19 protein-coding genes are annotated in these 22,729 nt (G+C 68.0%); 4 read left to right on the top strand and 15 right to left on the bottom strand.

The window, feature by feature from the left end; all coding sequences use genetic code 11:
* Window positions 1-38 precede the first annotated feature (38 nt).
* The 3 genes from C4B30_RS01610 to C4B30_RS01600 form a co-directional block, all read right to left on the bottom strand.
* Window positions 39-1,364: an MFS transporter gene (locus C4B30_RS01610; RefSeq protein ID WP_027786637.1), complete on the bottom strand. Its 1,326-nt coding sequence runs from the start codon at window positions 1,362-1,364 to the stop codon at window positions 39-41.
* 74 nt (window positions 1,365-1,438) lie between these two features.
* Window positions 1,439-2,188 carry an SDR family NAD(P)-dependent oxidoreductase gene (locus tag C4B30_RS01605; RefSeq protein ID WP_027786636.1) on the bottom strand — a complete coding sequence of 250 codons (750 nt, stop codon included), beginning with the start codon at window positions 2,186-2,188 and terminating at the stop codon, window positions 1,439-1,441.
* 153 nt (window positions 2,189-2,341) lie between these two features.
* Window positions 2,342-3,241, bottom strand: a complete 900-nt coding sequence (locus C4B30_RS01600; RefSeq protein ID WP_027786635.1) for a LysR substrate-binding domain-containing protein — start codon at window positions 3,239-3,241, stop codon at window positions 2,342-2,344.
* A gap of 242 nt (window positions 3,242-3,483) precedes the next feature.
* Between C4B30_RS01600 and C4B30_RS01595 the strand changes: the two genes are divergently transcribed.
* Both C4B30_RS01595 and dctA read left to right on the top strand, forming a co-directional pair.
* A complete protein-coding gene (locus C4B30_RS01595; protein WP_027786634.1) occupies window positions 3,484-4,407 on the top strand; it encodes a LysR family transcriptional regulator in 924 nt (307 codons plus the stop codon).
* Window positions 4,408-4,441: 34 nt separating this feature from the next.
* Window positions 4,442-5,752: a C4-dicarboxylate transporter DctA gene (gene dctA / locus C4B30_RS01590; RefSeq protein ID WP_027786633.1), complete on the top strand. Its 1,311-nt coding sequence runs from the start codon at window positions 4,442-4,444 to the stop codon at window positions 5,750-5,752.
* Between the two features lie 24 nt (window positions 5,753-5,776).
* Here the strand turns inward: dctA and C4B30_RS01585 are convergent, their stop codons facing one another.
* Together C4B30_RS01585 and C4B30_RS01580 are read right to left on the bottom strand one after the other, a co-directional pair.
* Complete coding sequence (locus C4B30_RS01585) at window positions 5,777-6,559, bottom strand: substrate-binding domain-containing protein (protein ID WP_089502470.1); 783 nt, start codon at window positions 6,557-6,559, stop codon at window positions 5,777-5,779.
* Between the two features lie 55 nt (window positions 6,560-6,614).
* Window positions 6,615-7,910 (bottom strand): MFS transporter, encoded by a 1,296-nt coding sequence (locus C4B30_RS01580; RefSeq protein WP_027786631.1) that lies wholly within the window; start codon window positions 7,908-7,910, stop codon window positions 6,615-6,617.
* Window positions 7,911-8,242: 332 nt separating this feature from the next.
* On the opposite strand from C4B30_RS01580, the gene C4B30_RS01575 reads away from it, so the two are divergent.
* Window positions 8,243-9,763 (top strand): GGDEF domain-containing protein, encoded by a 1,521-nt coding sequence (locus C4B30_RS01575; protein WP_027786630.1) that lies wholly within the window; start codon window positions 8,243-8,245, stop codon window positions 9,761-9,763.
* A gap of 113 nt (window positions 9,764-9,876) precedes the next feature.
* Here the strand turns inward: C4B30_RS01575 and C4B30_RS01570 are convergent, their stop codons facing one another.
* Window positions 9,877-10,776 (bottom strand): LysR family transcriptional regulator, encoded by a 900-nt coding sequence (locus C4B30_RS01570; RefSeq protein ID WP_027786629.1) that lies wholly within the window; start codon window positions 10,774-10,776, stop codon window positions 9,877-9,879.
* Between the two features lie 110 nt (window positions 10,777-10,886).
* Here C4B30_RS01570 and C4B30_RS01565 point away from each other — a divergent pair, with 110 nt between their 5' ends.
* A complete protein-coding gene (locus C4B30_RS01565) occupies window positions 10,887-11,750 on the top strand; it encodes an SDR family oxidoreductase (RefSeq protein ID WP_027786628.1) in 864 nt (287 codons plus the stop codon).
* An 81-nt stretch (window positions 11,751-11,831) separates the two neighbouring features.
* Here the strand turns inward: C4B30_RS01565 and C4B30_RS01560 are convergent, their stop codons facing one another.
* From C4B30_RS01560 to C4B30_RS01520, 9 genes are all read right to left on the bottom strand, one after another.
* Window positions 11,832-12,734 carry a GNAT family N-acetyltransferase gene (locus C4B30_RS01560; RefSeq protein WP_027786627.1) on the bottom strand — a complete coding sequence of 301 codons (903 nt, stop codon included), beginning with the start codon at window positions 12,732-12,734 and terminating at the stop codon, window positions 11,832-11,834.
* A gap of 194 nt (window positions 12,735-12,928) precedes the next feature.
* Window positions 12,929-14,116: a M20 aminoacylase family protein gene (locus C4B30_RS01555; RefSeq protein WP_027786626.1), complete on the bottom strand. Its 1,188-nt coding sequence runs from the start codon at window positions 14,114-14,116 to the stop codon at window positions 12,929-12,931.
* A gap of 65 nt (window positions 14,117-14,181) precedes the next feature.
* Window positions 14,182-15,639 (bottom strand): aldehyde dehydrogenase family protein, encoded by a 1,458-nt coding sequence (locus C4B30_RS01550; RefSeq protein WP_027786625.1) that lies wholly within the window; start codon window positions 15,637-15,639, stop codon window positions 14,182-14,184.
* Window positions 15,640-15,779: 140 nt separating this feature from the next.
* Window positions 15,780-17,105, bottom strand: coding sequence for an NAD(P)/FAD-dependent oxidoreductase (locus C4B30_RS01545; RefSeq protein ID WP_027786624.1), 1,326 nt, complete (start codon window positions 17,103-17,105; stop codon window positions 15,780-15,782).
* Between the two features lie 2 nt (window positions 17,106-17,107).
* A complete protein-coding gene (locus tag C4B30_RS01540) occupies window positions 17,108-17,842 on the bottom strand; it encodes a cupin domain-containing protein (RefSeq protein ID WP_027786623.1) in 735 nt (244 codons plus the stop codon).
* Between the two features lie 120 nt (window positions 17,843-17,962).
* Entirely contained in the window at window positions 17,963-18,394 is a 432-nt protein-coding gene (locus C4B30_RS01535) for a helix-turn-helix domain-containing protein (protein WP_027786622.1), read from the bottom strand.
* Between the two features lie 23 nt (window positions 18,395-18,417).
* Window positions 18,418-19,695 carry an NAD(P)/FAD-dependent oxidoreductase gene (locus C4B30_RS01530; protein ID WP_027786621.1) on the bottom strand — a complete coding sequence of 426 codons (1,278 nt, stop codon included), beginning with the start codon at window positions 19,693-19,695 and terminating at the stop codon, window positions 18,418-18,420.
* A gap of 195 nt (window positions 19,696-19,890) precedes the next feature.
* Window positions 19,891-21,759, bottom strand: a complete 1,869-nt coding sequence (locus C4B30_RS01525; RefSeq protein WP_027786620.1) for an ABC transporter ATP-binding protein — start codon at window positions 21,757-21,759, stop codon at window positions 19,891-19,893.
* Window positions 21,759-22,718 carry an ABC transporter permease gene (locus C4B30_RS01520; RefSeq protein ID WP_027786619.1) on the bottom strand — a complete coding sequence of 320 codons (960 nt, stop codon included), beginning with the start codon at window positions 22,716-22,718 and terminating at the stop codon, window positions 21,759-21,761. Before C4B30_RS01520 ends, C4B30_RS01525 begins: the two co-directional genes overlap by 1 nt.
* Window positions 22,719-22,729: the final 11 nt, after the last annotated feature.

The raw sequence follows: 22,729 nt of genomic DNA, 5'->3' as shown, positions 1-22,729 counted from the left end.
ATAGCTCCATTATCGGATCGGAAGGAATACAAATCGAATCAGCGGTTGACGGATCGCGGAACGAGGAACACCAACAGCGCACCGACCGCGATCGCGACGGAGATGAACACGAGTCCCGCGGTGGACTTGCCGGTCAGGTCGTTCAGCCAGCCGACAATCGCCGGCGAGAAGAAACCGGCGAGGTTCGCGAAGCAATTGACCGCGGCGATGCCCGCCGCCGCCGACACCCCGCCCAGCAATGCGGTCGGCAGCGACCAGAACTGCGACGACGACGCGAGGATGCCGGCGGACGCGATGCTCAGGCACACGATCGACGCGCCGACGCTGCCGAGCATCGGCAACGTGGCGAAGCCCGCCGCCGCGACCAGCATCGGCACCGCGAGATGAAGGCGGCGCTCGCGGCGACGATCCGCGCTGATGCCGATCAGCGGCAGCGCGACGATCGCACAGGCATACGGAATCGCGGTGAACAGGCCGACCCACAGCGGATCGGCAACGCCGGCCTTGCGAATGATCGTCGGCAGCCAGAACGTGAGGCCGTACTGGCCGAGCACCACGCAGAAGTAGATCGCCGCCATCAGCCACAGGCGTCGGTCCGCGACGAACGTACGGATCGACAGGTGGGCGGTGGTGTGCTCGGCATCGGCCGACACGTTGCGCGCCAGGAGGGATTTTTCGGCGTCGGTCAGCCATTTCGCGCCGGCGATGCCATCGTCGAGATACAGCAGGATCGCGAAACCCAGCACGAACGAAGGCAGCGCCTCGAGCAGAAACAGCCACTTCCAGCCCGCCATCGACATCGCGCCGTGCAGGGAATGCATGATCGCGCCCGACAGCGGCCCGCCGATGATCCCGGCGAGCGGAATCGCCATGAAGAACAGCGACAGCGCCTTCGCGCGCCGCGCCGACGGGAACCAGTACGTGAGGTACAGGATCACGCCCGGCGCGAAGCCTGCTTCGGCGACGCCGAGCAGAAACCGCAGCACGTAGAACGCGGTGGGCGACTTGACGAACACGAAGCTCGCCGAGATCGCCGCCCACGTCAGCATGATGCGCGCGAGCCAGCGACGCGCGCCGACGCGATGCAGGATCAGGTTGCTCGGCACCTCGAACAGAAAATAGCCGAGGAAGAAGATGCCTGCGCCCATGCCGTAGACCGTCTCGCTGAAGCGCAGGTCGTTGAGCATCTGCAGTTTCGCGAAGCCGACGTTGACACGGTCGAGATACGCGCCGAGATAGCACAACATCAGGAACGGGATCAGCCGTCGGGCAACCTTCGCGTAGGTGGCCGCCTCGAACGTCGGCGCATCGTCCCGTTGCAGCGTCTCGCCCTGGACCGGCGGTGCGGGGTACTTTGCTCTCATCTTTGTCTCCTGCCATGGCCCCGGGTCGTCCCGGGTGCATGATGGTCGGCGCCGCGCATCGGGCGGCGCCGTTCTCAGTGAATCAGCATCCCGCCATTGACGTCGAGCGTGACGCCCGTCAGATAGCTCGACAGGTCGCTCAGCAGGAACAGGCACGCATTGGCGACGTCGGCGGCATCGCCGAGCCGGCCGAGCGGAATGCCCTTGATGATGTCCTCGCGCATGTCGGGCGTCAGCTTGTCGCCGGTGATGTCGGTCTGGATCAGGCCCGGCGTGATCGAATTGACGCGGATGCGCTCGGCGCCGAATTCGCGTGCCATCGCCTTCGCGAGGCCGAGCACGCCGGCCTTGGCGGCGCTGTAGTGCGGGCCGCCGAAAATGCCGCCGCCGCGTTGCGCGGATACCGACGACATGCAGACGATGCTGCCGCTGCGCTGCGCCTTCATCGCGGGCAACACCGCCTGCGACATGTAGAGCGTGCCGCGCAGGTTCACGTCGACGATCGCATCGAAGTCGCGCGCCGAGATATCCAGCGTGCGCACGGGCTGCGTGATGCCGGCGTTGTTCACGAGGCCGTCGATACGGCCAAAGTGCTCCAGCACCGCGCGGGCTGCCGCCACGCACGCGTCGCGGTCGGTCACGTCGCACGCGAAGCCGAGATGATCCGGGCCGAGTTCGGCGGCGGCCGCTTGCGCGTCTTCGCGGCGCAGGTCGAGGATCGCCACGCGTGCGCCCTGCGCGGCCAGCGCGCGGGCCGTGGCCTTGCCGATACCGCGCGGCGATGCGGCGCCGGTCACGATGATGGCCTTGTCGTCGAGCAACATGGTTCGTCTCCTGTGTTGATGTGTGTGCAGAGTGTCGGCTCGGCGGACACCCGCATCAACGCGGAAACGCTCAGACATCGTTGAGAAAATTTCAGGTGACGGCGCGCGGCCGGTGCTGCAGCGCAATATCGCGAGCGCCGTCGGGCGCCGCGTTCAAGCCGGCCGCGCGTGCGCCGCCACTTCCCGTTCGATCCATGCCAGGAAGCGCTTCACGCGCGGCAGCTCCGCGTTCTGCCGCGGGTAAACGAGATGATGCGCGCCGACTTCGACCGCATGGGCCGCGTCGAAGACCGGCACCAGCAGCCCTTCGCGGATCTTCACCGACGCGAGCATCAGGCTTTCGAGCGCGATGCCGAGGCCCAATGCGGCGGTTTCGAGCGACATGTACGAACGGTCGAACGAAAAATCGAAGGTCTTCTGGGCCGCGAGCGGCACGCCGGTCCGGCCGAACCACTGCTTCCACTGGACCAGCGGCGTTTCGGAATAGATCAGCCGATGCGCGAGCAGGTCTTCCGGCGCGTTCACCGGATGCCGTTCGAGATAGCGCGGCGACGCGAGCGGCGCGATGAATTCGCCGCGCACGGTCCGGACCTCGAGGTTGTCCCAGTTGCCGTAGCCGTGCCGGACATCGATATCGTAAAAGCCGTTCGAGAACGACACGTTTTCGTAAGAGCACGCGAGGTTCAGCTGGATATCGCCGTTCGCCTCCTGAAACGACGACAGCCGCGGCAGCAGCCACATCAGCCCGAAGCTCGGGCTCGAATGCACGCGCAGGATGTCCACTTCGGTGCGGCTCGACGCGCGCTCGGTCGCGCGGCTCAGGTCGGCCAGCGAGCCGGTGACGTCGGCCAGGTAGCGTTCGCCGGTCGGCGTGAGGACGAGGCCGCGCCCCGAACGCTGAAACAGCGGCTGACCGATCTGCGATTCGAGGTTGCTGAGCTGATGGCTCACCGCGGACGCGGTCAGGCCGAGCTCTTGCGCCGCACGGTTGACGCTTTTGGTCCGGGCGACGCTTTCGAACGCAATGATGGCCTTGAGCGGCGGAATGCGCATGCTGGAGTCCGTTGAAGAGAGCGGCTCGCCCGGCTGGCCGGGGCTAACGCCGGCGCTGAATCGTTGCCCGGGCAAAAGCGATACGGTACAACAGGAAGCGCGCCGGGACGATCGATTCGCGGCGTGGCCTCGGCTGGGCAGCACACCGCGCCGCGCCAACGCCGCCGCATGGACGACGCGACACGCATGGCGCGGACCGAATCATGCAAAATGCTGCGCATCTGAGTGGCGGAGAGTGACCGGTGGGCATCAATTTCGATTTGACCGACTTGCAGGCGTTTCGCGCGGTCGTGGAAACGGGCAGTTTCCGCAAGGCCGCCGAAGCGGTCAGCCTCTCCCAGCCCGCGTTGAGCCGCCGGATCGACAAGCTCGAGGACGCACTCGGCGTGCGGCTGTTCGAACGCACCACGCGCCGCGTCGCACTCACCACCGTCGGCCGCGTGTTCGCGCAGAGCGCCGAACAACTGCTCGACGATCTCGACGCCGCGCTGCTCGGCATCCGCGACGTGTCGTCGAGCCGCCTGGGCCACGTGACGATCGCCTGCGTGCCGTCGGTCGCCTACTACTTCCTGCCCCCCATCATCGCCCGCTATCATCAGCGCTTTCCGCGCATCAGGGTGAAGCTGCTCGACGCCGGCGCCAACGAGGTGCTCGGCGCCGTGATCAGCGGCGAGGCGGATTTCGGCGTGAGCTTTATCGGCAGCCAGGAGGCGGAGATCGAATTCAAGGTGCTGCTCCAGGAACGGTTCGTCGCCGCGTGCCGCCGCGACCATCCGCTCGCGCGCAAGAAGCGCGTGACCTGGAACGAACTTTACGAACACGATTACGTATCGGTGGACAAGACTTCCGGTAACCGCCTGCTGCTCGACCAGGCATTGGCCGCCGTCGCGCCGCGTAAGCCGAGCGTCTGCGAGGCGCGCCACGTCACGACCCTGCTCGGGCTGATCGAGGCGGGGCTCGGCGTCGCCGCGGTGCCATCGATGGCGATGCCGGGGCATGACCACCCGGTCCTCACGAGCGTGCCGCTCGTCGAGCCGGCCGTGAAACGGCGCGTGGGCATCGTCAAGCGGCGCGGGCGCTCGCTGACGCCGGCCGCCGAGGCGTTTCACCGGATGATCGTCGACGCGAAGCGCGGCGACGCCGTCGGCAGCGGCACATCGGCATGACGACGCCGGAACGCAAACGAAGGAAGATTGCATCGTGAGGTGGACCCGGCTGCTCAAATCGCTTTACGTGCAGGTCCTGCTCGCGATGATGCTCGGCATCGCCATCGGTCACGTGTGGCCGGCGGCGGGCTCGATGCTCAAGCCGCTCAGCGACGCGTTCGTCGGGCTCGTGAAGATGACCATCGCCCCGATCGTCTTTTGCACGATCGTGTCGGGCATCACGTCGTTGTCGAACGGGCGGGCCATCGGCCGCACGATCGTGCGGGCGCTCGCGCTCTTCTATCTGTTGACGGCCGCCGCGCTCGCGCTCGGGCTCGTCACCGCGTACGGGCTGCAACCGGGCGCCGGCATGCACATCGACGTCCATCATCTGGATGCGAGCATCCTGGCGCCGTACGCGAAGCATGCGGAGCCGCGCAGCCTGGTGGCGTTCGCGCTCGGCGTGATTCCGGATACGATGCTCGGCGCGTTCGCCAGCGGCGAAGTGTTGCCGGTGCTGCTGCTGTCGCTGTTGTTCGGCTTCTCGCTGAATGCGCATCCGCGCACCGCCCGCCCCGTTCTTGCGCTGATCGACGGCATCGCCCAGGTCGTCTTTCGCATCCTCGCGATGATCATGCGACTGGCGCCGCTCGGCGCGTTCGGCGCGATGGCGTTCACGGTGGGCCGCTTCGGCATCGGCTCGGTCGGTTCGCTTGCGAAGCTGATGATGTCCTTCTACGTGGCCTGCGCGCTGTTCGTCGCGCTGGTGCTCGCACCGCTCGCGCGGCTGCACGGCTTCGCGCTGTGGCGGCTCTTGCGTTACCTGCGCGAAGAGTTGCTCATCGTCCTCGCGACCTCGTCCACGGAGCCGGTCCTGCCGCGCCTGATCGTCAAGCTGGAAGCGCTCGGCTGCGACAAAGGCGTGGTGGGGCTCGTGCTGCCGGCCGGCTATTCGTTCAATCTGGACGGTACCGCGATCTATCTGACGCTCGCGGCGTTGTTCATCGCGCAGGCATGCGACGTCCCGCTTTCCGCGCCGCAGATCGCGACGATGCTCGCGATCATGCTGCTCACGTCCAAGGGGGCGGCCGGCGTGTCCGGCAGCGGGCTCGTCGCGCTGATCGCGACGCTCGCCGTCATGCCCGACCTGCCCGTCGCCGGGGTCGCGCTGCTGGTCGGCATCGATCGCTTCATGTCGGAAGCGCGCGCGCTGACCAGCGTGATCAGCAATGCGTGCGCGGTGATCTTCGTGTCGGCGTGGGAAGGTGCATGCGATCGCACGCGCCTCGCGCAGCGGCTCGCGTCGGCCGGGGCCGATGAAGCGCGTGCCGCGGCAGGCGGCGACGGCGACGGAAAGACGGTCTGATACGCGCCTTCCCGTCGATCGGGCTCAATGTGCGGAAACCGGATCCAGGCCGGTCGATTTCACGTCGGCCTGCACGTCGGGCGACGCAAGAAAGTCGAGCAGCGCCTTCGCTTCCCGCGGATGCTGCGCGCCGACCGGGATGCCGGCGGCGAAGCGCGTGACGGACTGCAGCGATTCGGGAATCTTGCCGACGAAGCTCGCCCCCTTGACGGGCAGCAGCTCGCTGACCTGCTGGAAGCCGATTTCGTAGTCGCCGTTCGCGACGACCGACGCCACCGGAATCCGCGGGATCATCTTCGCCTTCGACTTCACCTGCTCCTCGATCCCGAGCTTCTTGAACAGCGCGCGTTCGATATACACGCCGCTCGCGCTGTCCGAATAGGCGATCGATTTCGCGTGCAGCAGCACCTGCTTGAGGCCCTCGGCGGTGCTGATGTCGGGCTTTGCCGCGCCGTCGCGCACGACCATGCCGATGCGCGAGTCGGCCAGCTCGACGCGAGATTCGGGAGCGACCTTGCCTTGCTTGATCAGATCGTCCAGCGCGTAGCCGACCATGATCACGGCGTCGGCGGGCTCGCCGCGCGCGAGCCGGTTCGGAATTGCTTCGGGCGATTTGCCCATCGACGGGCCGAGCGCAGTAGCGAGCGTATTGCCCGTCGTGGACGCGAACCGGGGGCCGAGCACCTTGTAGGCGGCGGTGAAGCCGCCCGAGCTCATCACGTGCAGTTCGGCGGCCTGTACGTTGGCCGCCAACGCCGCGGTGGCGACGAGCGCGGTCGCGCAGAATGTCAGGAACGGATTTCTCATGGTCGTGGTCGTGCGGATTCGTGGATGTGGGTTGGCATGCCGGAGGGGCCGGACCTCAATGCGCCGGCGTCAACGTCGCTGCACGGCGGCGATAGAGCGCGAACGTCGCAAGCAACGCGCACATCGCGGCGAAGCTCATCCAGTAGCCCGGTGCGGCCTTGTCGCCCGTCATGTGAATGAGCCCGGTCGAGATGACCGGCGTGAAGCCGCCGAACACGGCCGTCGCGAGGCTGTACGCGAGCGAGAAGCCCGCGACGCGCACCTGCACGGGCATCACTTCCGTGAGCGCGACGATCATCGCACCGTTATAGATCCCGTACATGAACGAGAGCCAGAGCAGGACGAGCAGCATGTTGACGAACGACGGCGCGTGAGCGAGGAACGTCAGCGCCGGGTAGGCGGTCACGACGGTGAGCATCGTCATGCCGACCAGCAGCGGCCGGCGGCCGATCCGGTCGGAGAGCGCACCGCCGATCGGCAGCCACACGAAGTTCGACACGCCGACGCAAAGCGTCACGAGCAGGCTGTCGGCGGTGCTCAGATGCAGCACCGTCTTGCCGAAGGTCGGTGCGTAGACGGTGATCAGATAGAAGCTCGTCGTGGTCATCGCGACCAGCATCATGCCGGCGACCACGACGCCCCAGTTCTGGACCAGCGTACCGAACACTTCCTTCATGCCCGGACGATGCTTGCGGGCCTTGAATTCATGGGTTTCCTCCAGGTTGCGGCGCAGCATGAAGATGAACGGCACGATCATGCAGCCGACGAAGAACGGCACGCGCCATCCCCAGGCGGCGATCTGCGACGCGCTCAACCACTGATTGAGCGCGAAGCCGAGGCCCGCCGCGATGACGATCGCCACCTGCTGGCTGGCCGATTGCCAGCTCGTGAAGAAGCCCTTGCGGCCGGGCGTCGCCAGCTCGGCGAGATAGACCGATACGCCGCCCAGTTCGGCGCCCGCGGAGAAGCCCTGCAGCAGCCGGCCGGTCAGCACGAGCACGGGCGCGAGCAGCCCGATCGTCGCGTAGCCCGGCACGAACGCGATCAGGATGGTGCCGCTCGCCATGATCGTCAGCGTGACGATCAGGCCCTTGCGTCGGCCGACCTCGTCGATGTACGCGCCCAGCACGATCGCGCCCAGCGGCCGCATCAGGAAGCCGGCGCCGAACACGGCGAAGGTCATCATCAACGACGCGAACTCGCTTTGCGCGGGGAAGAAGACGTTGGCGATCTGCGTGGCGTAGAAGCCGAACAGGAAAAAGTCGAACTGCTCGAGAAAATTGCCGGCCGTGACGCGAAAGATCGCGGCGGCCTTCGAACGTTCGGCCGGAAGGCGGGACGAGGGGTGCATCGGGGTGTCTCCTGAAAACCTGAAATACGCGGGAGGGGCTGGTCGATTGTCGTTTTCCGGCATGTTGGCGCGGTATCGATCAAACGATAAGTGCGATTTTCGGAACGATTGATGCAGGATGGTTATCAATCAACATGAGCCGCATGTGTCCGGATGGCGTTCGGGCGTATTGCCGCATGCCTGGGTGACCGCACACGTTTGCGCCGTCACGCGATGCCGATGTGGCCGACGGGCGGCCATGCCGGCCTCGATTTTTCCTGAACCGTGCCGTTAACCGGGATTGGAATCCGCGCTGGCGCAATCGCAGCTGGCATCTCACAACGAGCGCGAGCATGCCCGCATTCACTTCGATCGAGAAAATCGCCGACTGGGCCGGACGCAATCCGTTCGTCGTCGGCGCGCTGGGCACGCTGATGTCGCTCGCGGCGCTCGGAATCAGCGCGGTGACGCTGTGGGCCGCGCGCAGCGAAGTCGTCGTGCACGCACATGAGACGTCGCGCAACGTCGCGGCCGTACTGGCGAGCCAGATCGCGAGGACGGTCGAAACGTCGAACACCGCGCTGGTCGCGCTGGCGGCCGATCTCGGCAAGCCGGGCGTGCAGCGCATGGACGCCGGGTTACGGCACGACCTGCTGTTCGAGCGCACCGCGGCGCAATACGTGACCGGCATGGGCGTGACCGACCGGCACGGCCGGCTGATCGACGGGTGCTGCAGCTCGACCCACCGGTGGGACTTCGGCGATCGCGACTACTTCAAGGTTCATCGCGATGCGGACAACGTCGGGCTCTACGTATCCCAGCCCTATCGCGCCCGCTCGCGCGACGGCAAGGAATCCATCGCGCTGTCGCGGCGCATCGAGCGGCCGGATCATGCGTTCGACGGGATCGCGGTCGTCGCCGTCGATCTCGCTTACTTCGAGCAGCTCCTGTCCCGTCTCGACGTCGGGCCGAACGGGGTCAGCGCGATCGTGCGCGCGGACGGCACGATCCTCGCGAGAAACCCTTCGTTGAACGAAGGCCAGATGAGCCGCCTGCGTCTGTCGAAATCCTTCAAGCGGATGGTGAACAGCGAATCGGGCTTCTATCCCGCGCGCTCGAGCCTCGACGGCACCGTGCGGTTGTATACGTACCAGCGGATACCGGGCACGCCGCTGATCGCGGTCGTCGCGCCGGCCGAAAGCGACGTGCTGGCCGGCATCCGGCGCCTGTCGTGGACGGTCGGCGTGTCGGCATCCGTGATCGGCGTATCGTTCTGCGCGGTGGTCTGGCTGCTTGCCTTCGCATTGCGGGACAACTTCCGCAAGCAGACGCTGCTGACCGATCTCACGCGTACCGATCCGTTGACCGGACTGCACAATCGTCGCGCGCTCGATACCGCGCTGGCCGACGAATGGGAGCGGCTGCAACGCGGCAGCGACGGGAGCCTGTCGGTGCTGTTCATCGACGCCGATCACTTCAAGCAGTACAACGACCGGCACGGGCACGCGCTGGGCGACACCGCGCTGCGCTTTCTCGCCGAATGCATCCGCGCGCATACGCGGCGGCGCGGCGACCTCGCCGCGCGCTACGGCGGCGAGGAATTCGTCGCGGTGTTGCCCGATACGGACGAAGACGGCGCCGCGCAGGTGGCCGACGCGATTCGCCGCGAGGTGGAACGCAACCGGCTCGACGGGTTTGCCGAAACCGTTCCGGCCTTCACCGTCAGCATCGGCTGTGCAACCGGTCGGCGCGCGCGGCATGCTTCCGTGCACGCGCTCGCGCATCAGGCGGACATGGCGCTCTACCGCGCCAAGCGCGAAGGCAGGAACCGCGTGTGTTGCGCGCGGACGGAGCCGGTCGCACAGCCGGCGTGAAGGCCCCGGTTCGAATCGGGATGGAAGGCGGAATCACCCCTGCCGATTGCGACGGCATCCCCCTCGGCACATCGCGGCCGCGACGCGCGTGCGCTGTCTCGACCGCGGCCGTTTCACTGCCCGGGTTCGATATACGCAGCCAGTTCTTCCGGCTTTCCCGATGGAAACGCGTCCTTCAGATGATCGAGAAACGCGGAAACGCGCGCGCTCAATAATCGTCTGGACGGATACAGCGCCCACAGGGCGATATCGGGCCCCGGCACGTCGCCCCAACTGACGAGCGTGCCGGCGGCCAGGTCGCGGCTCACGAGCGATACCGGCAGGCGCGCGACGCCCAGGCCGAGGCGGACCGTATCGCGCACCATGACCAGCGACGACAGCCGCGCCACGGGTTCGACCGGTATGCGCGCCGTCCCGGCCGGGCCCGCGATTTCCCATACGGCGCGGGTGCCGATCGCGCCGCGAACCACGGCCGGTGCGGGTGCGTCGCCGCTAGGCCGCGCCAGCGCGGGCGTCGCGACGACGACCAGCCGGTCGCGCAGGATCACGCGCCCGATCAGGCTCTCGTCCGGGTCCGGGTTCACGCGTATCACGAGGTCGTACCCTTCCTCGATCATGTCGACGGGCCGGTCTTCGGTCGTCACCTCCAGCCGGACGTCCGGGTATTTCAGCGCGAACGTCGCCACCAGCTTCCCCATCGCGAACTGGGAAAAGAGCATCGGCGCGCTGATGCGCAGCCGGCCGCGCGGCCGCTCGCTCCCCGATGCGATCGCCGACGCGCTGTCGGCAAGCTCCGCGAGCAAAGCACCCGTCCGCTCGTAGAGCGCGCGTCCTTCCTGCGTGAGCTTCACGCCGCGCGACCCGCGTTCGAACAGACGCAACGACAGACTGTTCTCCAGTTCCGCCACGCGGCGCGACAGCGTCGCCTTTGGGCGATCCGCGACCCGCGCGGCTTCCCCGAAGCTGCCATGGCGGGCGACGAGGTTGAAATCGGCGAGAGCAAGCAGGTCCATGTGTTCCACCAGTGAGACGACACGTCTATTTATCACATCTTCCGGATCGTGTGTGGATCACTTAACTTACGCAGGCAGTCAACCCAACCGTTACTTCAGGAGTGAACATCATGACCATTCTCGTTACCGGCGCCACCGGCCGTGTGGGCCGCCAGGTCGTCCGTCAACTCGTCGATCGCGGCGCCGACGTGCGCGTGCTGGTGCGCGATCCGGCCAAGGCCGACTTTCCGGCGGGCGTGACCGTCGCGCAGGGCGACATGCTCGACGTCGACGCGCTGCGGGCGGCATTCTCCGGCGTCCGCACGCTGTTCCTGCTCAACGCCGTGGCGGGCGACGAATTCACGCAAGCGCTGATTGCGCTGAATCTGGCCCGCGAGTCGGGCATCGAGCGCGTCGTCTATCTGTCGGTTCTCCACGCCGACCGCTTCGTGAACGTGCCGCACCTCGCGGTGAAATTCGGCGCGGAGCGGATGATCGAGCAGATGGGCTTCAGCGCGACGATCCTGCGCGCCGCATATTTCATGGACAACGAATCGATGGTCAAGGACGTGATCGTCGGGCACGGCGTCTATCCGGTGCCGATCGGCGGCAAGGGCGCCGCGATGGTCGACGTGCGCGACATCGCGGAAGTCGCGGCGATCGAATTGATCCGCCGCCACGACGCGCCCGGCAAGCTGCCGGTCGACACCCTCAACCTGGTCGGTCCCGACACGTTGACGGGCGCGCAACTGGCGTCGATCTGGTCGGAAACGCTCGGCCGCCCGGTTGCGTATGGCGGCGACGATCCGACGCCGTTCGAAAGCAATCTGGCTCAGTTCATGCCGAAATGGATGGCCTACGAAATGCGGCTGATGGCCGAACGCTACGTCAGCGACGGCATGGTGCCGGAGGCCGGCGACGTCGAGCGGCTGACCGCGATCCTCGGCCGCCCGCTGCGGACGTATCGCGACTTCGCGGCCGCGCTTGTGCGCTGAGCGCGATGGCGCGCGTTCATGCCGACGGTGGCTGGGCGGGCAGCCGCCCTGGAAGAACCGGCCGCCGTGCGCGGCCGGGGTTTACAGCATGGCCTGACTGATCAACGCGTACAGTCCGAAGGCCGGGTCGGCCGGGCCCTCGTGTGCCGCGGCCGGCGCGTTGCGAACCATCTTCGAACAGGTATCCACCTGTTTCAATCCCTGCTCGCTCAGCCACGCCGGCAGACTGCTCCCGGAAGGCACGTCGATACGAACGAATTCGCCGTCTCGTTTCGTCAGCCAATAGCCGATCAGCGCCTTCGCACGCGCATCGTCGCCCGAACGCGGCGCGACCACCGGACCGATCACGTATCCGCGACCGAAGCGCCGCAGCACCGAAAACCCGACGACCTCGCCGTCGCGTTCGAGCACGACGCTTTCGCCCCGCTTCAGCAACGCGGACAACAGCGCTTCGCGCTCGAGGCCGGAAGCCCGTGCGTCGAGTTCGATCAGGCGCGGCCAGTCCGCCGGCGAACCGGCACGCAGCCGCTCGCCGTCGGGCACGGCAACCGCGGCGGGCCGATCGACATTGCCCTGATATTGGCCCAGCGATCCGCACACGCTGAATCCCAGTTTCTCGTAGAGCGGCCGACCGGCCGGCGTCGCGTGCAGAAACGTGATGCGCGGCCCCAGTTCGTCGAGGAGCGTCTCCATCAGTTTGCGGCCGATTCCCCGGCCCTGATGCGCGTCGGAGACGATCACATGCCCGATCGCCGCGCGATCCGCACCGAACTTCCAGCACATCGCCGTGCCGATGACCACGCCGTCTTCCTCGGCCGCGAACGCGGTCGACGTGTCGGCGGAGAACTGCCAGTCTTCCACCCTGAACGGCCAGCGAAGCGCCGTGGTAAGGGCATGGGCAGCGGTGACGTCCGCCGCGGTGAATCCCCGGTAGCGAAGCGCCGACGTCGCGCCGTGCGCCTTCACTTCATGTTCCTGTTTCATCAAGGAATCCTTCCAAATAGTGTTTTCGTGCGACACGGCACGCTGAAAAATACGCGGCGATCACGTCGAAGCGGCGACGAATTGCACGGCTCTCCCCGGCTGGCATGGGTACCCGACCACCCGGAAGAACGCCTTTCCCGGACCCGACGCCCGATCAACCCGACGTCGACCGGTTTCAACACCGCCCCGACCCATCACGGCGATCGCGTGAAGTAACGCTGCGCCAGCGCGACCCAATACCGGACGCCGGCCGGAATGATGTCGTCGTTGAAGTCGTATTTCGGGTGGTGCAGTGCCGGCGCGCTCGCGCCGTCCTGCGCATTGCCGATCAGCACGTAAGCGCCCGGCCGCTCCTCCAGCATGAAGCCGAAGTCTTCGGACGTCATGTTCGGCGGCACGTCGCGCTCAACGCGCGCGTCGCCGAACGTGTCGCGAATCACCGCTTCGCACAGCGCCGTCTCGGCCGGCGTGTTGACCGTCGCCGGGTAGTACTGAAAAAACTCCACGTCGACCTGCGCGCCATAGGCCCCCGCGAGCCCCTCGCACGCGAGCCGGACGTCGCGCTGCAGCTTCTGCTGCAATGCCGACGACAGCGTGCGGATCGTGCCGCGCAGCTCGGCTGTGTCGGGAATCACGTTGTCCGTCGTGCCCGCATGGAACATGCAGACGGAAATGACGGCCGGGTCGACGGGGTCCTTGTGCCGTGCGGCGATGGTCTGACACTGCAGCACCATCGAGCACGCGAGCGGCACCGGATCGATGCCCAGATGCGGCTGTGCCGCATGCGCGCCCTTGCCCGTCACCGTGATCCTGAAGCGGCAGCCCGCGGCCATGATCGGGCCCGTACGCAACCCGAAATGCCCGGCCGGCAGACCGGGCCAGTTGTGCATGCCGAATACCGCTTCCGTCGGGTATTGCTCGAACAGCCCGTCGTCGATCATCCTGCGCGCGCCCGCGCCGCCCTCCTCGCCCGGCTGAAACACGAAATGGACGGCGCCGGGCAACTGCGGCAGCGCCTTCAGTACGCGTGCGGCGCCGAGCAACATCACGGTATGGCCGTCATGGCCGCACGCATGCATGATCCCGTGCGTGCACGATGCGTGCGCGAAGTCGTTCGCTTCGTGGATCGGCAATGCGTCCAGATCGGCGCGCAGCACGATGCCGCGGCGCGGATCCGCGCCGGGCAGGCTCGCGACGACGCCCGTGCCGCCCAGCCCGCGCGACACCGCGTAGCCGAGCGCTTCGAGCTCGCGGGCGACGACGTCGGCCGTCCGGTGTTCCTCGAATCGCAACTCGGGATGCGCGTGCAGGTCGCGGCGCAGTGTCGCCCAGTGCGCGTGATGCGCGTCCAGCGACGCGTCGGGGATGATGGCGTTTTCCACTCTCGGCACCCTTGCTAAGCAAACCGGTTCAAATCGCGACTGCTGCGTCGCGCGCAACGGCCGCATCAATCATAAAAACCCAGGATGGACTTGACCTCCATGTACTCCTCCATCCCCTCGACCCCGTATTCGCGGCCGTTGCCCGACTGCTTGTACCCGCCGAACGGCGCCTGAGGATCCCATGCAGGGTAGTTCAGATGCACCTGTCCTGCCCGGATGCGCGCGGCCACCGCGCGTGCGCGTTCCTTGTCGGTGCCCTGCACGTGCGCGCCGAGCCCGTAGACCGTGTCGTTCGCGATGGCGACCGCTTCGTCGACGGTGTCGTAAGGCAGGATCGCGAGTACCGGACCGAAGATCTCCTGCTGCGCGATCGCCATGTCGGTGCGCACATCGGAGAAAATCGTCGGCCGCGCATAGAAGCCCTTGTCGAGCCCCGCGGGCCGGCCGGGGCCGCCGGCGATCAGCTTCGCGCGTTCGTCGATGCCCGCGTCGATCATCCGCGCGACCCGACCGAACTGCGCGCGATTGGCGAGCGGCCCATGCGTCGTGGCCTCGTCGAACGGATCGCCGACAACGAGCGTTTGCATCGCCGCGACGGCCAGTGCCTCGACCGCGCCGAGCGCGTCGCGCGGCACGATCATGCGGGTCGGCGCGCTGCACGATTGCCCCATGTTCCGGAACGCGGCGGCCACGCCCGGCGGGACCGCGCGCGACAGGTCCGCATCCGGCAACACGACGTTCGGCGACTTGCCCCCCAGTTCCTGCGCGACGCGCTTGACGGTCGGCGCCGCCGCCTGCGCCACCAGCACGCCGGCCCGCGTCGAGCCGGTGATCGACACCATGTCGACTTCCGGATGCGCCGAAAGCGCGGCGCCCACCGTTTCGCCGCTGCCGCTCACGAGATTGAATACGCCGGCGGGCACGCCCGCGTCGGCGACGACTTCCGCGAACAGCAGCGCGCTGAGCGGCGACAGTTCGCTCGGCTTCAGCACCACCGTACAGCCGGCCGCGAGCGCCGGCCCGACCTTCGCGGTGATCTGATAGATCGGCCAGTTCCACGGCGTGATCAGTGCGCACACGCCGATCGGCTCGCGCACGACCGCGGTCGTCCCGCGCCGCTCGACGAATGGGTAGCGCGCGAGGTTATCGCGCGCGACGCGAATATGTTCGGCCGCGAGCGGCACGTGCGCGCCGCGTGCGTAGCCGATCGGCGCGCCCATTTCCAGCGCGAGCGCGGTCGAGAACAGCTCGGCGCGCTCCAGCATCAGCGCATGCACGCGGTCGAGCAATGCAGCGCGTTCCTGCGGTGACGTCGCGGACCAGCGTTCGAACGCGTGGCGCGCGGCCCGCACCGCGCGGTCGGCGTCGCGCGCGCTGCCGAGCGGGATCTCGCACAGCGTGTCTTCGGTGGACGGACTGACGACCGAGAACCGGTCGCGACCGTCCGGCATGACCCAGTCGCCGTCGATGAAAAAGCGATCGAGCCGGCCGGCTTGCATTAGGCGAACAACAGGTGAATTCATTGCAGCGGGTCCTTGAGTCGATACCAGGCGCCGACGAACGGCAGGAACCAGGGTTTGCCGAAGCGGCCCGGAATCGCGGGCCAGTCGAAACCTTTCCACGGGTTGAGGTCGGCGCGCCGCGTCCGCGCGACGGCCTTGCACTAGAAATCCGCGACCTTGCCCCATGCCGACTCGCTGAACCGGCCGGGCCGGTACGGCGCCGGGTCGACGAACGGTTGCGCCGCGGACGCGAGATCGGCGATCAGGTGCCCGGCGCCCGGCCCGATCCCGAAGCCGTGCCCCGAAAACCCCGCCGCGAGGATCAGCCCCGGCACGCCCGGCACTTCGCCGATGCCCGGCACGCCGTCCGGCGTGCTGTCGACGAACCCGGCCCATGCGTGCGTGATCGTCGCGTCGCGCAGTTCCGGCAACAGTTCGGCCGCGCGGCGGTACGTTTCGGCAACCGTCGGCATGTCGGGCTTCGGATCGAGAATGCGTACCGCTTCCATCGGCGTCGGCGCATCGAGGCGCCAGCGCTTCAACGTTTCATGGCCGCCACGCACGCCTTCGAGGCCGCCCGGCAGCAGATTGCGCCAGCGCTTCGCGAACATCGGCACGAATTGCGGCGCGAAGCGCAGGAACTGCGGCGTCAGGTCCACCCGCGCGCGGCCGCTGATCGCCAACGCGTAGCGTCCGTCGCTGCGGCGCGTCACGGACACGCCGGACGTATACATCGCATCCGGCAGCGGATGCTCGACCGGCGACACGCTCAGGATCGACTGACGGATCGACGCCTGCGGAAACCGGATGCCGAGCTGGCGGCAGAACGACGACGCCCATGCGCCGCCGGCCATCACGACCGTCCGGGTCTTGATGACGCCCGCCTCCGTGACGACGCCGGCGACGCGGCCGGCCTCGAGCTCGATGCCGCGCGCCGCGCAGTGCTGGTGGACGCTGCCGCCCAGCTTCATCAGCGCGGCGGCCACGGCCGGCGCGGCCTTCGCCGGATCGGCCGTGCCGTCGGTCGGCGAGAACACGCCGCCCTTCCACTGCCGGCCGGTCGCGCGCCCGCGCTCGGCGGCCTGCTTGCTGTCGAGCATGTACGTGGTCACGCCCGCGGTCTTCGCGAATTCGCCCCAGTTGGCCCAGCGGGACAGTTCGGCCTCGTCGTTGCTGAGATACAGCAGCCCGCAGCGATGAAAGCCCGTGTCTTCCCCGGATTCGGCGGCGAATCGTTCCCACAGATCGATGCTCTTGCTCGCCATCGGCAACTCGCGCGCGTCGCGGTTCTGCTGCCGGCACCAGCCCCAGTTGCGGCTCGACTGTTCGGCGCCGATGCGCCCCTTCTCGACGAGCGCGACCGAGATGCCGCGGCGCGCCAGATAGTAGGCGGTGAAGACGCCGATGATGCCGCCGCCGATCACGACGACGTCGGCCGCGGCCGGCGGCGTGGACAAGGTTTCGATATGGCGCAGCGGAGGGGACATGTTCAGTCTCGCTCCACGGTGGTATCGACGGTCTGCATGACGTAGAACTTCGCCACGCGTTCGCTGCTTTCCCATCCGATCGACGCGCCGCGCGGCACGAACAGCGCATCGCCGGCACCGAGCGACAGCACGCTGCCGTCGGGCGCCGCGAACCGCACGCCGCCGTCCAGCAGGAACATGAACTCGTTGGCGCGATGCGGCCGCACGATCCGGTGATACGGCGTCGAATCCCACGTGCCCGCGCAGTACCCGGCGCCGTCGTCGGTGAACACGTTGTCGCTGCGGCATTGCGGCGCGGGGCCGAGCAGTACCTCGGCCGGCAGCGTCGCGGACGGTTTGAAATCCGCGTCGGCGCGCAGCGCAAAGAGGCCCTGCTTCGTCGGTTTCGCGCACGCTGCCGCGCAGAACATCAGTAGCACCGGCGATTGCGCGGCGACGCGCAGTGCGGTGCCGCAGCCGATGACGGCGCCTTGCCCCGGGCCGACGACCAACGGTGCGGCCCCAACCGCTTCGAGCGTCAGCTCGCCTTCGACGACGACGAGCGTTTCGATGTGCGGAAAGCTCGGCACGTCCAGCTCGCCCACGAAACCGATACGTCCGGCGGCCATCGCGTCGGGGCCTTCCCATGCGATCTCGCGATGCGACGCGAACGGATCGCTCGCGCCGAACGCCTGCTTGCTGAATGCGGTGGAAGACGGTGCGCCGTCGGCCCGGTGCAACACGAAAACTGCGGTCATTTCTACTCCTGTGCAGTGCGCGACGGACTGCTTCAACGTCGTCACGCGATATCGGAAATCGTCGTTCGCCGGCTCTTCTGCCGGAAAATCCTCAGCGGGGCATGACGTCCATGCGTGCGCTTATGCCGCATGACACGACGCATCGCGGCGTTCGGCGCGCAGGCGCGTCGACGGCGTTCGCACCGATGCGCCGCCCGTTCGGGCGACCACGTAATCGCGCGGCGTGATCCCGAGCACACGCCGGAAATGCCGGCACAGATGGCTCTGATCGAAGAAGCCGACGTCGGTCGCGACGACCGACGGCGCGAGACCGGCGCGCAACAGGTCCTGCGCCCGCCGTACCCGCACGAGACACAGATACCGGTGCGGCGACAGCCCGGTTTCGCTGCGAAAACGCGCGGTGAAACGCGACACGCTCAACCCGGCCACCGCCGCGAGCGTATCGAGGTTCAGCGGCTGCGCGAACGACGCGTCGATCGTGCGCAGCACGTCGCCGATCGCCGGCGAGACGGGCCGCGCGACACGCGGCGAGCCAACGAATTGCACTGTCATATCGAATTCTCCCGGCGCTCGCTTCAATGCAGGAAATCCTGCATCCGGTAATACGCGCCGACGAGCGGCAGGAACCACGCGTGCCCGAAATGGCCGGGTATCGCCGGCCAGTCGAGTTCGCGCCACGGGTTCGACGCGGCCGCGCCGTACAGCACGTCCGCCATCACGCGGCCCATGTGCACCGACATCTGCACGCCGTGGCCGCTGTAGCCCATCGAGTAATAGAGCCCGTCGTGCTGGCCCGCGCGCGGCAGCCGGTCGGCGGTGATGTCGACCAGACCGCCCCAGCAGTAGTCGAGCCGCACCCCGGCCAGTTCGGGGAAATAGCCGGCCATGCCGGCGCGCAGGACGTCGCCGCTCTTTGCATCGGAGCGCGGGCTCGACATCGCGAAACGCGCGCGGCCGCCGAACAGCAGCCGGTTGTCGGGCGTCACGCGGAAGTAGTTGCCGATCTGGCGCGACGTCACATACGCGCGGCGATGCGGAAACAATCGGTTCAACTGCGCGTCGGGCAGCGGCTCGGTCACGACGATGAAGCTGCCGACCGGCGCGATGCGTCGCCGGAACCACGCGAACGGCCCGTGCTGCGAGGCGCCGGTCGCGACCAGCACGCGGTCGGCGACGAGCGTGCCGCGCGTGCACGTGACCGTGTGGCGCTCGCCGTCGAGCCGCTCGATCTGCGTGACGGCCGCGTGCTCGTAGACGCGCGCGCCGGCACGCACGGCCGCTTGCGCGAGCCCGACGCCGAACTTGCCCATGTGCATCTGCGCGCCGTTGCGCTGCAGAAGTCCGCCGTAAAAACCGTCGGACGCGATTTCATCGCGGATCCGCGACGGCTCGATCAGTTCGATATCCGGATCGACGTCGCGTCGCAACGCGTCGAAGGTCTTCGCGAGCCCCGCGAAGTGCTGCGGTTTCGCGGCGAGCTTCAGCTTGCCCGCGCGCCGGAAGTCGCAGTCGATCGTGTGTTCGGTCACGATCGTCTCGACGCTCTTCACCGCGCTTTCGTACGCGCGATAGAACTGCTTCGCGGGCTCGGCGCCGATACGGGCGGCGAGCGACGCGTAGTCCTGCGCCACGCCGGTATTGCACTGGCCGCCGTTGCGACCCGACGCTTCGCCGGCGACCTGCGCGGCTTCGAGCACGACCACCGATACGCCGCGCTGCGCGAGCGCGAGCGCCGCCGACAAGCCGGTGAAGCCGCCGCCGATCACGACCACGTCGGCGCGCCCTTCGACGGGGCCAACGCTGCCGGCGCGAAACGCGGGGCGGGTATCCAGCCAGTACGATTCCAGTTTCATTGGATCCTTCATTTGCATGCCGGCAATGACGATCGGCGACCGTTCAATGGGAATCATTTAATCATCGTCACAAACCGCGGTTGCCGCGTATTCGCGCACGACACGCGCACAAATTGCCGTTTTGCGCGACCGTCTCAGCAGACTATGCGGTGCACCGTCCACCGCACCGCGCGAGGAACGGTTCGCGCCCGCGCACTACAGCTGCACCGGCGTGACACCGGCCGGCACCGGCTCCGCCTGGAAGCGCACGAGATCTTCCTCGCTGCGATGGCACAGCACCTGCGCGCCGTTGTCGAGCGTGCGCAGCACGGGCGCCGTCCGGTTGCACAGTCCGTCCACCCGCATCGCGCAGCGCGACAGGAACGGACACAGCCCGGCATCGTCCGCGCCCGCGGCGATCGGCACCAGCGGACGGTGACAGCGCTCGGCCGCATCGTCGAGCCAGCCCACGCGCAGTTCCGGCGCGGACGACACCAGCAGGTGCGAATACGGGTGATAAGGCGGCGCGCACAGCGCGTCGCGGCTGCCCGTCTCCACGCGGCGGCCCGCATACAGCACGACGATGTCGTCGCTGATCGCGCGCACCTTCGCGATGTCGTGCGTGATGAACACGTACGACACGCCGAGCTTCGCCTGCAGGTCGCGCAGCAACTCGATGATCGCGGCGCCGACGACCGTGTCGAGCGCCGACGTGACCTCGTCGCACAGGATCAGGTCGGGCTCGGCCGCGAGCGCGCGCGCGAGGTTCACGCGCTGCTTCTGCCCGCCCGACAGCTCGCCGGTACGCCGCGCGGCCACCGCCGGCGGCAGCCGCACGAGTTCGAGCAGTTCCGCGACGCGCTGGCGTGCACGCGCGCCCTTGATCCCGTGGTAGAACGCGAGCGGTCGCGCGAGCGTGCGCTCGACGGTATGCACCGGGTTGAGCGCGGTATCGGCGTTCTGGAACACGATCTGCACGCGGCGATGCTGCTCCTTGGTGCGCTTGCCGATATCGCGCGCGAGCGGCTCGCCGTCGAGCAGGATCTCGCCGCCGGTCGCCGGCACGAGGCCCGCGATCACCTTTGCGAGCGTCGTCTTGCCGGAGCCCGATTCGCCGATCACGCCGACCGTCTGCCCGCGCCCGATGCGCAGGTCGACTTCATGCAGGATCACCTTCGCGGGCCAGCCGTTCGCGGTGCGGCCGCCGTAGCCCGCGATCGCGCCGCGCACGTCGAGCAGCGGCGCCGGCGCGGCCGGTTGTTCCGCTCGCGCGTCGCGTTCGGCATCGTTCGGCGTGACCGCCGCGATCAGGCTCTGCGTGTACGGGTGCGTCGGCGCATGGAGGATCTGTTCGGTGTCGCCCGCCTCGCGGATCACGCCGTCGCTCAGCACGACGATCCGGTCGGCCATCTGCGCGACCACGGCCAGGTCGTGCGATACGTACACCGCACTCATCCCGTAGCGCCGGATCACGCTCTTGAACGCCTGCAGCACGTCGATCTGCGTGGTCACGTCGAGCGCGGTGGTCGGCTCGTCGAGGATCACCAGCTCCGGATCGGTGATCAGCGCCATCGCGGCCATCAGCCGCTGCAGCTGACCGCCGGATACCTGGTGCGGATAGCGCTTGCCGATCGTCTCCGGCTCCGGCAGCGCGAGCGCGCGAAACAGCTCGATCGCCTTCGCTTGCGCGTCGCGCTTCGTCATCGTCTTGTGGATCAGCGCGCTCTCGATCACCTGGTCGAGAATCGTGCGCGACGGGTTGAAGGCGGCGGCCGCGCTCTGCGCGATATACGCGACCTTGCGGCCGCGCAGCGCGGTCAGCGCTTGCGCGGACAGCGTGCACACGTCGGTGCCGTCGAGCTTCACCGAGCCGCCGGCGATCCGGCATCCGGTGCGCGCATGGCCCATCAGCGACAGCGCGATCGTCGTCTTGCCGGAGCCCGATTCGCCGATCAGCGCGAGCACCTCGCCGCGCCCGATCTCGAAGTCGACGCCGTGGACGATCGTCGTTTCCTCGCCGCCCGGCCGGCCGCCGACCACGCGCAGCCCGCGCACTTCGACGAGCGGGTTCGATTCGTGTCGCATCAGCGTCCTCCGGCGGCGCCGGCCGCGCCCTTGCGGCGGCCGCGATGCGGCAGACCGTCGATCATCAGGTTGACGCCCACCGTCAGGATCGCGATCGCGACCGCGGGCATGATCGCGACGGCCGAGCCGTCGCCGAGGCTCGCGATGTTCTCGCGCACGAGCGAGCCGAGGTCCGCATACGGCGGCTGCACGCCGAGCCCGAGAAAGCTCAGGCCGCTCAGCAGCAGCACGACGAACGTGAAGCGCAGCCCGGTGTCCGCCAGCATCGGGTGGATCATGTTCGGCAGCATCTCGACGCACGCGATGTACAGCGCGCTTTCGCCGCGCGCCTTCGCCACCTGCACGAATTCGAGCGTGCTGATGTTGACCGCCAGCGCGCGCGCGATCCGGTACGAGCCGGGCATGTAGCTGACCGCGGCGGTGAGGACCAGCAGCGGCAGCGACGAGCCGAACGCGGCGACGAACATCAGCGCGAACATCTTCGACGGGATCGACGTGAGTGCGTCGAGCAGCCGGCTCATCGTCTCGTCGACCGCGCGGCCCGACACGGTCGCGAGCAGCCCGAGCGTCGTGCCGGTCACCGCGGCGAGCAGCACCGCGGCCAGCGCGAGCAGCACGGTCAGCCGCGTGCCGTACAGGATCCGGCTCAGCATGTCGCGGCCGAGAAAGTCGGAACCGAACGGCAGCTTCGCGCCGAACGGCGCGAACACGTCCGGCGTGACGATCGCGCCGACGTCGTGCGGCGCGAGCAGCGGCGCGAACACCGCAACGAACAGCATCAGGCCGACCATCGACAGGCCGACGCGGCCGCCGGTGGTCAGTCCGAGGCGTGCCCCGCGGCGCTTGCGCGGCTGGTCGGGGGACGGCGCGGCGGGCGGCGTCGCGCCTCCCCACGGCGAGCGCGGTTCGCCTGACGGCGGCAGCGCGCTGCTGCGATGAACGGGGTCGGTCGGGTGCATGGGCGGCATCT

Source organism: Burkholderia sp. BE12, from assembly GCF_002959955.1.
Lineage (GTDB): Bacteria > Pseudomonadota > Gammaproteobacteria > Burkholderiales > Burkholderiaceae > Burkholderia.
The sequence above is the reverse complement of the archived record's forward strand: the minus strand, read 5'-3'. Positions and strand labels throughout refer to the sequence as shown.

What these genes read in the sequence shown, in the direction of transcription:
- C4B30_RS01530 (WP_027786621.1), bottom strand. Translation starts at nt 19,695, where the DNA reads ATGAAACTGGAATCGTACTGGCTGGATACCCGCCCCGCGTTTCGCGCC.
- C4B30_RS01575 (WP_027786630.1), top strand. Translation starts at nt 8,243, where the DNA reads ATGCCCGCATTCACTTCGATCGAGAAAATCGCCGACTGGGCCGGACGC.
- C4B30_RS01570 (WP_027786629.1), bottom strand. Translation starts at nt 10,776, where the DNA reads ATGGACCTGCTTGCTCTCGCCGATTTCAACCTCGTCGCCCGCCATGGC.
- C4B30_RS01610 (WP_027786637.1), bottom strand. Translation starts at nt 1,364, where the DNA reads ATGAGAGCAAAGTACCCCGCACCGCCGGTCCAGGGCGAGACGCTGCAA.
- C4B30_RS01535 (WP_027786622.1), bottom strand. Translation starts at nt 18,394, where the DNA reads ATGACAGTGCAATTCGTTGGCTCGCCGCGTGTCGCGCGGCCCGTCTCG.
- C4B30_RS01545 (WP_027786624.1), bottom strand. Translation starts at nt 17,105, where the DNA reads ATGTCCCCTCCGCTGCGCCATATCGAAACCTTGTCCACGCCGCCGGCC.
- C4B30_RS01600 (WP_027786635.1), bottom strand. Translation starts at nt 3,241, where the DNA reads ATGCGCATTCCGCCGCTCAAGGCCATCATTGCGTTCGAAAGCGTCGCC.
- C4B30_RS01560 (WP_027786627.1), bottom strand. Translation starts at nt 12,734, where the DNA reads ATGAAACAGGAACATGAAGTGAAGGCGCACGGCGCGACGTCGGCGCTT.
- C4B30_RS01520 (WP_027786619.1), bottom strand. Translation starts at nt 22,718, where the DNA reads ATGCACCCGACCGACCCCGTTCATCGCAGCAGCGCGCTGCCGCCGTCA.
- C4B30_RS01540 (WP_027786623.1), bottom strand. Translation starts at nt 17,842, where the DNA reads ATGACCGCAGTTTTCGTGTTGCACCGGGCCGACGGCGCACCGTCTTCC.
- C4B30_RS01565 (WP_027786628.1), top strand. Translation starts at nt 10,887, where the DNA reads ATGACCATTCTCGTTACCGGCGCCACCGGCCGTGTGGGCCGCCAGGTC.
- C4B30_RS01585 (WP_089502470.1), bottom strand. Translation starts at nt 6,559, where the DNA reads ATGAGAAATCCGTTCCTGACATTCTGCGCGACCGCGCTCGTCGCCACC.
- C4B30_RS01605 (WP_027786636.1), bottom strand. Translation starts at nt 2,188, where the DNA reads ATGTTGCTCGACGACAAGGCCATCATCGTGACCGGCGCCGCATCGCCG.
- C4B30_RS01580 (WP_027786631.1), bottom strand. Translation starts at nt 7,910, where the DNA reads ATGCACCCCTCGTCCCGCCTTCCGGCCGAACGTTCGAAGGCCGCCGCG.
- C4B30_RS01525 (WP_027786620.1), bottom strand. Translation starts at nt 21,759, where the DNA reads ATGCGACACGAATCGAACCCGCTCGTCGAAGTGCGCGGGCTGCGCGTG.
- C4B30_RS01550 (WP_027786625.1), bottom strand. Translation starts at nt 15,639, where the DNA reads ATGAATTCACCTGTTGTTCGCCTAATGCAAGCCGGCCGGCTCGATCGC.